General features: G+C 67.8%; 2 protein-coding genes. Both read left to right on the top strand.

Going from position 1 to position 2,441, the window contains the following annotated elements:
* The first annotated feature begins 74 nt into the window (after positions 1 to 74).
* Entirely contained in the window at positions 75 to 830 is a 756-nt protein-coding gene (locus tag P2P98_RS12095) for an MIP/aquaporin family protein (protein WP_275800097.1), read from the top strand.
* 95 nt (positions 831 to 925) lie between these two features.
* The gene (gene glpK, locus P2P98_RS12090; RefSeq protein ID WP_275800096.1) at positions 926 to 2,437 is read left to right on the top strand and encodes a glycerol kinase GlpK; all 1,512 of its coding nucleotides are present in this window, start codon (positions 926 to 928) and stop codon (positions 2,435 to 2,437) included.
* Positions 2,438 to 2,441: the final 4 nt, after the last annotated feature.

Here is a 2,441-nt window from a genome sequence, read left to right as displayed (position 1 = left end):
AGGTTCGGATCACCGAGCCGCAACGACGCCCGAGCCGAAGGTGGACGGGCGACAACAGAAAGGTCGATGACGACATGCAAGAAGTCAATCTGGGGCTGTACTTCCTCTCGGAGGTGGTCGGCACCGCGATGCTCATCCTGCTGGGCTGCGGCGTGGTCGCCAACGTCGCCCTGGCCAAGACCAAGGGCAACGCCGGTGGCACCCTGATGGTGAACTGGGGATGGGGACTCGCGGTCTTCGCCGGTGTCCTCGTGTCCGCCTACTCGGGTGCCCAGCTGAACCCCGCCGTGTCGATCGGCCTGCTGGTCGCCGGCAAGATCTCCTTCGTCCAGTTCCTCGTCGCGGTCGCCGCGCAGATGGTCGGTGCGATCATCGGTGCCGTGCTGGCGTGGGCCTCGTACAAGCAGCACTTCGACGACGAACCCGACCCGGCGAACAAGCTCGGCGTCTTCTCCACCGGCCCCGCCATCCGCTCGTACGGCTTCAACTTCCTCACCGAGGTCATCGCGACCTTCGTCCTGGTCTTCGTGATCTTCGGGTTCGCCGACTACGGCGTCGCCGACATCGGCGTCCCCGGTGGCATCGGTGGCCTCGCCGCCGTCCCCGTGGCCCTGCTGGTGGTCGGTATCGGCGCCTCGCTCGGTGGCCCGACCGGCTACGCGATCAACCCGGCCCGTGACCTCGGCCCGCGTATCGCCCACGCGATCCTCCCCATCAAGGGGAAGGGCTCCAGCGACTGGAGCTACGCCTGGGTTCCGGTTGCCGGTCCCCTCGTCGGCGGTCTGCTCGCGGGTCTGCTCGCGCCCGTGCTGCTCCACCTCGGCAAGTAACACCTCAGCGGGGACGGTGCGAACCACCCGGCCTGCGCCGCCCCCGCGCTCCGCTTCACCACTTCCTCACCTCTACTAGACAAAGGAGTCCATCCATGGCCGACTACGTCCTCGCCATCGACCAGGGCACGACCTCGACGCGCGCGATGATCTTCGACAAGTCCGGGGGCGTCGTCGCCGTCGGACAGAAGGAGCACGAGCAGATCTTCCCGCGCGCGGGGTGGGTCGAGCACGACCCGCTCGAGATCTGGCGCAACACCCAGGAGGTGATCGGCCTGGCCCTCAGCCGCGCCGACATCACCCGTCACGACATCGCCGCCGTCGGCATCACGAACCAGCGCGAGACCGCCGTCGTGTGGGACAAGAACACCGGCAAGCCCGTCTACAACGCCATCGTCTGGCAGGACACGCGCACGCAGTCGATCGTCGACCGCCTCGCCGACGGCGACACCGAACGCTACAAGAGCATCGTCGGTCTGCCCCTGGCCACCTACTTCTCGGGGACGAAGATCGTCTGGATCCTCGAGAACGTCGAGGGAGCACGCGAGAAGGCGGAGGCCGGCGACCTGATCTTCGGCACCACCGACACGTGGGTGCTGTGGAACCTCACCGGCGGCATCGACGGCGGCGTGCACGCCACCGACGTCACCAACGCCAGCCGCACGCTATTCATGGACCTCGAGACGCTCGAATGGCGCGACGACATCCTGGCCGACTTCGGCGTTCCGCGCTCGATGATGCCCGAGATCCGCTCGTCGTCCGAGGTGTACGGCACCGTCGAGTCGTCGTCGCTCCTGCGCGAGACCCCCGTCGCCGGCATCCTGGGCGACCAGCAGGCCGCGACCTTCGGCCAGGCCGCTTTCAACCCGGGTGAGAGCAAGAACACCTACGGCACGGGCAACTTCCTGATCTTCCAGACCGGCGAAGAGATCGTCCACTCGAAGAACGGCCTGCTGACCACCCTGGGCTACAAGCTCGGCGATCAGCCCGCCCGCTACGCGCTCGAAGGATCGATCGCCGTCACGGGGTCGCTCATCCAGTGGCTGCGCGACCAGCTCGGCATTATCTCCTCGGCTCCCGAGGTCGAGGCGCTGGCGAGCTCGGTCGACGACAACGGCGGCGTGTACTTCGTGCCGGCGTTCTCGGGTCTGTTCGCCCCGTACTGGCGTCCCGACGCCCGGGGCGCGATCGTCGGCATGACCCGTTACGTCAACAAGGGCCACATTGCCCGCGCGGCTCTCGAGGCCACCGCCTTCCAGACGCGCGAGGTGCTCGACGCAGTCAACGCCGACTCCGGTGTCGACCTCACCGAGCTCAAGGTCGACGGCGGCATGACCGCGAATGACGCGCTCATGCAGTTCCAGGCCGACATCCTCGGCGTGCCCGTGGTACGCCCCGTCGTCGCCGAGACCACCGCGCTCGGTGCGGCTTACGCCGCCGGGCTGGCGGTGGGCTTCTGGGACAACCTCGACGACCTGCGCGCCAACTGGCAGGAGGACAAGCGCTGGGAGCCCGACATGGACTCCGACGAGCGCGACCGCGAGCTGCGTCTGTGGAAGAAGGCCGTCACCAAGTCGATGGACTGGGTCGACGACGACGTGCGCTGAGCGC

The sequence above is a fragment of the Microbacterium sp. Kw_RZR3 genome, assembly GCF_029222405.1.
Taxonomy (GTDB): domain Bacteria; phylum Actinomycetota; class Actinomycetes; order Actinomycetales; family Microbacteriaceae; genus Microbacterium.
Note: the sequence above shows the minus strand (reverse complement) of the source record. Positions and strands in the feature narration are given on the sequence as shown.

Bases quoted from the DNA above. Each gene is read 5' to 3' on its own strand.
- P2P98_RS12095 (WP_275800097.1), top strand. From the start codon at position 75: ATGCAAGAAGTCAATCTGGGGCTGTACTTCCTCTCGGAGGTGGTCGGC.
- glpK (WP_275800096.1), top strand. From the start codon at position 926: ATGGCCGACTACGTCCTCGCCATCGACCAGGGCACGACCTCGACGCGC.